The following is a 6,286-nucleotide window of genomic DNA, read 5'->3' on the forward strand; positions in this document are numbered from 1 at the left end:
AGTACCAGCGTACGGCCCACAGAATGATGTCACGCTGAAAATGCCGGCCTTTGAATGGGTTCATGTGCAGCTCCATCAGCAAAAGGGGATGATAAGTTTATCACCACCGACTATTTGCAACAGTGCCGAAAATAGCATTGATTTAGAGCTTTATGATCCAAAGCATACTGCAACCAACCAAACACAGGGTTTGAAATTACTGAGCAGTGAAAAACCTAGAACATTAACCAATGTCCCACTTAAAGTAACGACCACTAATATTCCATTAAGACATAGTGCCGCAGTAAGGGCAGCAGAAACCATGCTGATGGCGGATAGTACAACTTCAACCACTTTTTATAATTGTACAACAGGTTTTAATGTGAAAAACGCTGCGGGTACAAAATTTGCGACCACAGCGGCTCACTGTAAGAATTACAAAATTACTGTAGATGACCGCAAGACAACTGGCAATGATAATATTGCACTAACCTTTGTGGGAGACTTCTGGAATGGTAGTCAGGATTTCCAAACCATGAGTTTAGTATCATCTACACATACCTTGAACCCAGAATTTTTCGCCAGTGACAATGTGGTCAAAACTCTAACTGGTCGACGTACACAAGGTAACACACCTGTTGGTACGTATGTCTGTCATTATGGAATGAAAACTGGTTATAGTTGTGGTACGGTTCAGTCGACCGCATTTAAAGCATTTGGTACTGACAATAAATGTGGACCATCAGGGGCAGGTGTGTGTAATGCAACATGGGTAAAAGTTTCAGGTCCAACGTTGGATTGTTGGGGTGGCGATAGTGGTGGTCCAATCTTTATTGGAAGTGTGGCGGCAGGGTTATTATCTACTGCAACTTATCAAGGCACATGGAGTTCTTCCATGAAAGGTCAGGGGTATTGCGGAGGTGCCGCCAAACCTAATGGATATATGACCTATATGTCTACTGATGAACTCTATAAAGAGGGTTACTCATTATTATACGGACAATAACGATGACTAGAATATTTATACTGATGTTCGTCGTTGGACTTTTGAGCGCTTGTCATAAGCCTTCATCAGCCGATCAGTCCAAGATACAAGAATTACAAGTGATGTCCTTTAGTGAGCAGACCTTGGCGCAATTTTCTTGGGAATTAATCGAGGCAACAAATGCTAATAGTGAACGTATAGATTCATTATTTCTGGCTTCAAAACCTGACCAACCTATCACGCTAAAATTTGCAGAAAAGATGCTGTATATTGGGAATTTGTTTTGTAATATAAATTCGATTGGTATTCATTTTAAGGGCAATCATTTATATGCTGAACAACCAATTGTTGCCACAATGATGGGCTGTCCTGATGATATCAACTTACGTGAAAGTACGATGATAGATATTCTGGTGAATGCTCCCACATTATATCTTCAATCTCGTAAGGGGCAGGCACAACTGCTTATAGAAACACAAAAAAAAGAGAAATTGATTTTTAAAGGTGTTCAAGTCAACAAGTAGTCTAAATTCTTGCAGTACACTGATGAAAATCATAAGGTAAAGTTAGATATGAGGAAGCCCAATCATTTAGTTGGGCTTCTTTGTTTAAATATAATTTTAAGAGCCGGTAACTTATTTTCTGTAAGTTCCCTTTTACTATTTTTCTTTTGAGTATTTTATTAATCTAATTCTTTTACGCACTCAATAAGTATTACCACTATACCAACTCTTAGAAAGAGCTTTGAATTCCCTATTTAACATAATGGTGGTTATACGCAATACACTTGTATATTAATATAAATATCAATCACTTGAAAATTTAGCCATGACTAAGAAAAAGCAAAAAATCGGCTTTTGTAATAAGTTGGTGAGTTTTTAAGCAGATCTGTAATATTTTGCCAGTAAATTTGATTAAAAAACGATCAATTTGGCAATCAGTGCCCATTTCATCGGCTTTCAGGATCCGAAACTATCCCCAATGGCTGTGGATAAAATTTAGGCTATTTTGTACGCCCTGGCGCACAACAATCTCGGCTCTTTGCGGCTACCAGGAACAGTGGAATTTTCCTATGATGAACTCATCAGGAACAGGAAGTTCCAAACAACAAGAATAAGAAAGATCGCACCAGGAGCGTGAGGTAAGACAGGAGTCATACCTAGCAACCCAATATGAGAAACCCCGGCAGGATGCTGGGGTTTTTTATTGTCTGCATTTAAGGTCTAATCAGTCTTAGCCAATTCATTTTGGTTGATAAGTTTAATCAGCGCATTTTGAACAAACTCATCAAGTTCAATCCCTTTTTCTTTTATGATGGTTTCTATCTTTGCTAGCGTTTCACTTTCTAATTCGAACTCGATTTCTGCTGATGTTTCCATGAGTAAATCATAGTTATTTTCGACTATCTTTTTAAAGGTTTCTTCTAGATCTTTTGTTGATGGAATATTGAAAGATAAGCGTAATGAGCTATTGATAATTTCAATATGGGTATACCCTAAATATTCAGTACTTTTTCCCACAAATCCTAAGTGCTTCATAAAAAACCTTAAATAAATATAGTAGAGAGCTGTCTAAATTAAGCCAGACTCTCTTTTACAAATTTTGGATCAACAATAAATAATCGAATAAGGGATGTTGCTGCTCCTGATGGTCTTCTCGCACCTTGTTCCCATGATTCAAGAGTACGTCTTGATACGCCAAGAATCTTAGCAAACTGATCTTGTGTTAGTTGAGCCTTTCTACGAGCTAACGCTACATCTGTCTCAGTGATTACGGTTCTTTTCGCTGCATTACTAGTAAGCATATCGTCGATGCCTTGTAATATTTCAGCTTCAATATCCCTAGTTGCTTCAAAAGCCTCAAGTTCTTTTTCAGTCATTAAACGAGTCATTTAGTTTCTCCACTAATGCTTGAAGAGTCTTCTTACTAAGCTGTACAGTTTGCTTTTTACTGTACAAGGTTAATAACCAAATCTCTCCATTTGCTAAACGATTAAAGTAGATGACTCTGACACCACCACTTTTACCTCTACCACCGCTAGTCCATCTAATCTTACGAATACCACCTGCATTAGGCTCTACATCTCCTGCTTCAGGATTTAATGCTAAGAATGTTTTGAATTCCTCATATTCTTCCTGAGTCCAATAAACAAGACAGTATTTAGTAAATAATGGAGTCTCACATATTGTATACATTGATTGCATTCATACTACCTTGTAGTAGTTTATTTTATACTACTTTGTGGTATTTTTAAATGATAATTCTTAGTTCTCAGGATTAAATGCCTATTTAAGTGATGTGCTGAAAAGGTTGCCGACACATAAAGTGACTCAGATTGAAGAATTGCTACCACACCGCTGGAAACCTGAACCGAATTAAAAAATAGGCATGGGGTTCAGCGGACGCTTACGTTCTGTTATTCCTAAGTAGAAATGTCCTACCTAATAACCAAATAGAAATGTCCTATATGGACAATTCCAAGTCAAGCACAGGATTCAGATTTCGTTCTTTGATTACTGTCTTCTGTGCACGTCTGCTTGGCATAGATTGAGAACGATTACGTTTGTTTTGCTGTTCCAATTCTTCATGCTGTTGTTGAATATGATTGAGAACTGCACCTAAACGTTTATTCTCAACAATCTCTCGCTGGTTAAGCTGACTTAATTTATCGAAGATGCTGTAATTGATTTTTCTTCCCTGATATTCAATCGCGACTGTACCATCCGGGTATTCCAGGAACTCAAGATACTTACCGATCAACCTTTGATTTTCTTCGGTGTTTTCCAGGAGATATACGCATTTATCATAAGTAATCGTCAGGCTATTCGTGACTCTGCGGGGTTCACGCCAAGTAAAAATATCATCTAATTCTTCGGCTGTTTCAGTGATAGGCCGATGTAGATCCTTAGGATTAAAAGCCATCTTGGCGAACTTCTGATTGAACTGCTCAATGAAGCAGGGTAGCCAGGCATTAGCTTGCTCAATCGAGCTGATACCTTCCAGACGCATCTCCTTGATCAGACGGTCCTGAAGGGTTCTGTTGGCACGTTCCACACGGCCTTTGGCCTGTGGTGAATTGGCGAAGATGATATCGATATTCAGGGTACTGAGTACGCGTCCAAACTGGGTAATCTTGGTGTCTTTCTTGCTGCTTTGATTCACCCTGAAGACTGAATGTTTGTCGCTGTAAAATGCCAACGGCTTACCATGCTGCTCAACATACAAGCGTGTTGAAATCATATAATCAAAGGCTGATTCTGATTCACAGAAGCGTAAATGCTGCAATTTTCCTGTAGCATCATCGATAAACACCAGCAGACAGCATTTAGCAGCGCGTCCTTCAAACCAGTCATGATATGAGCCATCAATTTGGATCAGTTCACCAAAGCAATCCCGGTTGTAACGAGGCTGATACGGGCGTTTCAGGCGCTTGGATCGAGGAATCCATAAGTCAGCTGCAATCATCCAGGAACGCAGGGTTTCTACTGAAAGATCGAATCCATGTACGGTGGTGAGCTTTTCATGCGCTAAAGTGGGTCCGAAACCATGGAGTTGGTCAGAAACAATATTGAGGCACTTGAGTCTGAGTTCTTCAGGAAGTTTGGAATTGCTGATTTGGCCACGACCGGCATGGGCTAATGCAGCGGGACCTTGAGCTTTGTATTTCTGCAGTAAGCGTCTGATCTGACGTTCTGAAATATGAAGTAGCTGAGCAGCCTGGGATTGAGTTATGCGTTGATCGCAGATTTCCTGCACGACCGACAATCGTTTAAGTTCTTTATCCGACATAGACACCAACATATCAAACCGTCCGCTAACGAAATTGCAAAAGTGCATATTCTAAAAGCGGACATTTTTACTTTGGAGAAACCGGACATTTCTATTTTGGAGTTACACGTTCAATTCGTATAACCGCCATTATGTTAAATAGAATCAAAAAACCTCCAATAAAATCGTTATAGTATTATTATTTATTGAGTAGATAAGAGAATTAAATTAGTGAAATACTCAAATGAACAAATAGTAAAAGCACTCTTACTTGCTCCTTTACCTTTACTTTTTTTAACAACAGTCCTGTTTATCGCAGTGAATCACGAATACAGCCTATACTCGATTTTCGTAGTTCTTGTAGGACACGGTCTTATTTACTTGGCTTATTGTATTTTGACTGTGCCTTTTAGCTACATATTCTCAATTCTTTTAAATCGTTATAACAGTCTTAATTTATTAACCATCTGTATTACCTCTCTAATTATTGCTACTCCATTTTTTATTCTTTTAGGATGGGGGCATACTGGAAAGATTGCTGAAGATTGGTGGAAGATGTATACCAATACATGGGCTAGCTTTCTGGCTCTATTTCCTGGCTTATGTTATTGGCTGTTTTTAATTAACTTAAAAGATAAAGAATAGTTATGAAAAAAATATTATATTTTAATTTTTTAGCGATTATTTTGACTTACGTATCTTTGCTTTATCAAAAAAATATATTAGTTGCTCGCATAGTTGTAGATAAGCTTGAAAAAGTTAAAGTCATAGCTGGGGGATTTCCTCTCCAGTTCCTTATAGATGGTGAAACCTCTCCAGTCGGAAGTATAAGTATCAATCCTTTATTTATTTTCATCGGCATGGATCAATTTGTTTTTCTCAATTTTTTTATTGATTATTTATTTTGGATAAGTATTTTATTTGCTTTTTCTATGATTGTGAAAAAGTACAGAATTGTATAGATCTTCTAAAATTAACATAATACACGTTATACGAAGTTGAAAAATTGAGACTATAGCCTTAATTTTTATGTATTTTTTTAATTTAACACCTAGGCCAGTGCCTAGGTTTTTTCATCTCGTATAACAGCCATTATGTTAAATAATAGGGGCTTCTAAGTACGCGATTAGAAAATTTAGTCTTTAAGAGGAGAAATTTGTTCTAGCTTATCTTCAGGATTATTTTCTCTAATATGTATAATTCGATCATAATTTTCTACTCCTCGTAAGTGAGGTGGTGCAAATGCTGGATACTTGTTGAAAAAGTGCATTTTAATATTTAGTGCATGGTCTAAAATAAAAGCACATTCAATTCCATAGTACTTATCATTAATAAAAAAATTGTCTGTAGTTTCTATTAGTTCTTGGATAGCTAAATCCAATTTTTGAATTTTTTCATTAATATCTTTAGTTTTCTCTTCTATCTTTTTAGAGATGGATCCGTAAATTTGAACAACTCCTATAAGTGATATTCTGCTCCTCAAATGATGTTATAAACATCAATATATGGAGTATTTTATGGCACGTAGACCAAGAAGAAATCATTCAAATGATT

9 protein-coding genes and 1 pseudogene are annotated in these 6,286 nt (G+C 37.3%); 5 read left to right on the plus strand and 5 right to left on the minus strand.

Translation table 11 applies throughout. The features are described 5' to 3' along the window. Together FTU17_RS17780 and FTU17_RS16465 are read left to right on the plus strand one after the other, a co-directional pair. Positions 1–985: S1 family peptidase (locus FTU17_RS17780; RefSeq protein ID WP_349665759.1), on the plus strand; the 985-nt coding region annotated here is incomplete at its 5' end. Between the two features lie 2 nt (positions 986–987). Then, positions 988–1,488 carry an META domain-containing protein gene (locus FTU17_RS16465; protein WP_074163995.1) on the plus strand — a complete coding sequence of 167 codons (501 nt, stop codon included), beginning with the start codon at positions 988–990 and terminating at the stop codon, positions 1,486–1,488. A gap of 699 nt (positions 1,489–2,187) precedes the next feature. Here FTU17_RS16465 and FTU17_RS16470 read toward each other — a convergent pair. Genes FTU17_RS16470 through FTU17_RS16480 form a run of 3 tightly spaced genes read right to left on the minus strand, consistent with a single transcriptional unit; the run spans position 2,188 to position 3,159 of the window. Further along, positions 2,188–2,502 carry a hypothetical protein gene (locus tag FTU17_RS16470; RefSeq protein WP_104505826.1) on the minus strand — a complete coding sequence of 105 codons (315 nt, stop codon included), beginning with the start codon at positions 2,500–2,502 and terminating at the stop codon, positions 2,188–2,190. Positions 2,503–2,540: 38 nt separating this feature from the next. After that, on the minus strand, positions 2,541–2,855 hold the full coding sequence (locus tag FTU17_RS16475) for a DNA-binding transcriptional regulator (protein WP_104505827.1): 315 nt from the start codon (positions 2,853–2,855) through the stop codon (positions 2,541–2,543). After that, entirely contained in the window at positions 2,836–3,159 is a 324-nt protein-coding gene (locus FTU17_RS16480; protein ID WP_104505828.1) for a transcriptional regulator, read from the minus strand. Before FTU17_RS16480 ends, FTU17_RS16475 begins: the two co-directional genes overlap by 20 nt. A gap of 88 nt (positions 3,160–3,247) precedes the next feature. Between FTU17_RS16480 and FTU17_RS16485 the strand changes: the two are divergent. Beyond that, a pseudogene (locus FTU17_RS16485) lies at positions 3,248–3,343 on the plus strand (transposase domain-containing protein); the annotation flags it as partial. A gap of 84 nt (positions 3,344–3,427) precedes the next feature. Here FTU17_RS16485 and FTU17_RS16490 read toward each other — a convergent pair. After that, a complete protein-coding gene (locus FTU17_RS16490) occupies positions 3,428–4,753 on the minus strand; it encodes an ISNCY family transposase (protein ID WP_180025629.1) in 1,326 nt (441 codons plus the stop codon). A 210-nt stretch (positions 4,754–4,963) separates the two neighbouring features. Between FTU17_RS16490 and FTU17_RS16495 the strand changes: the two genes are divergently transcribed. Further along, complete coding sequence (locus FTU17_RS16495; RefSeq protein WP_070155403.1) at positions 4,964–5,377, plus strand: hypothetical protein; 414 nt, start codon at positions 4,964–4,966, stop codon at positions 5,375–5,377. Positions 5,378–5,379: 2 nt separating this feature from the next. Next, complete coding sequence (locus FTU17_RS16500) at positions 5,380–5,694, plus strand: hypothetical protein (protein ID WP_070155405.1); 315 nt, start codon at positions 5,380–5,382, stop codon at positions 5,692–5,694. Between the two features lie 173 nt (positions 5,695–5,867). On the opposite strand, the gene FTU17_RS16505 is transcribed toward FTU17_RS16500, so the two are convergent. After that, on the minus strand, positions 5,868–6,215 hold the full coding sequence (locus FTU17_RS16505) for a hypothetical protein (RefSeq protein WP_257227417.1): 348 nt from the start codon (positions 6,213–6,215) through the stop codon (positions 5,868–5,870). Positions 6,216–6,286 lie beyond the last annotated feature (71 nt).

Origin of the sequence: Acinetobacter sp. YH12070, from assembly GCF_013419625.1 — a bacterium.
Classification (GTDB): Bacteria; Pseudomonadota; Gammaproteobacteria; order Pseudomonadales; family Moraxellaceae; genus Acinetobacter; species Acinetobacter amyesii.

What these genes read in the sequence shown, in the direction of transcription:
- FTU17_RS16465 (WP_074163995.1), top strand. Translation starts at nt 988, where the DNA reads ATGACTAGAATATTTATACTGATGTTCGTCGTTGGACTTTTGAGCGCT.
- FTU17_RS16470 (WP_104505826.1), bottom strand. Translation starts at nt 2,502, where the DNA reads ATGAAGCACTTAGGATTTGTGGGAAAAAGTACTGAATATTTAGGGTAT.
- FTU17_RS16475 (WP_104505827.1), bottom strand. Translation starts at nt 2,855, where the DNA reads ATGACTCGTTTAATGACTGAAAAAGAACTTGAGGCTTTTGAAGCAACT.
- FTU17_RS16480 (WP_104505828.1), bottom strand. Translation starts at nt 3,159, where the DNA reads ATGTATACAATATGTGAGACTCCATTATTTACTAAATACTGTCTTGTT.
- FTU17_RS16490 (WP_180025629.1), bottom strand. Translation starts at nt 4,753, where the DNA reads ATGTCGGATAAAGAACTTAAACGATTGTCGGTCGTGCAGGAAATCTGC.
- FTU17_RS16500 (WP_070155405.1), top strand. Translation starts at nt 5,380, where the DNA reads ATGAAAAAAATATTATATTTTAATTTTTTAGCGATTATTTTGACTTAC.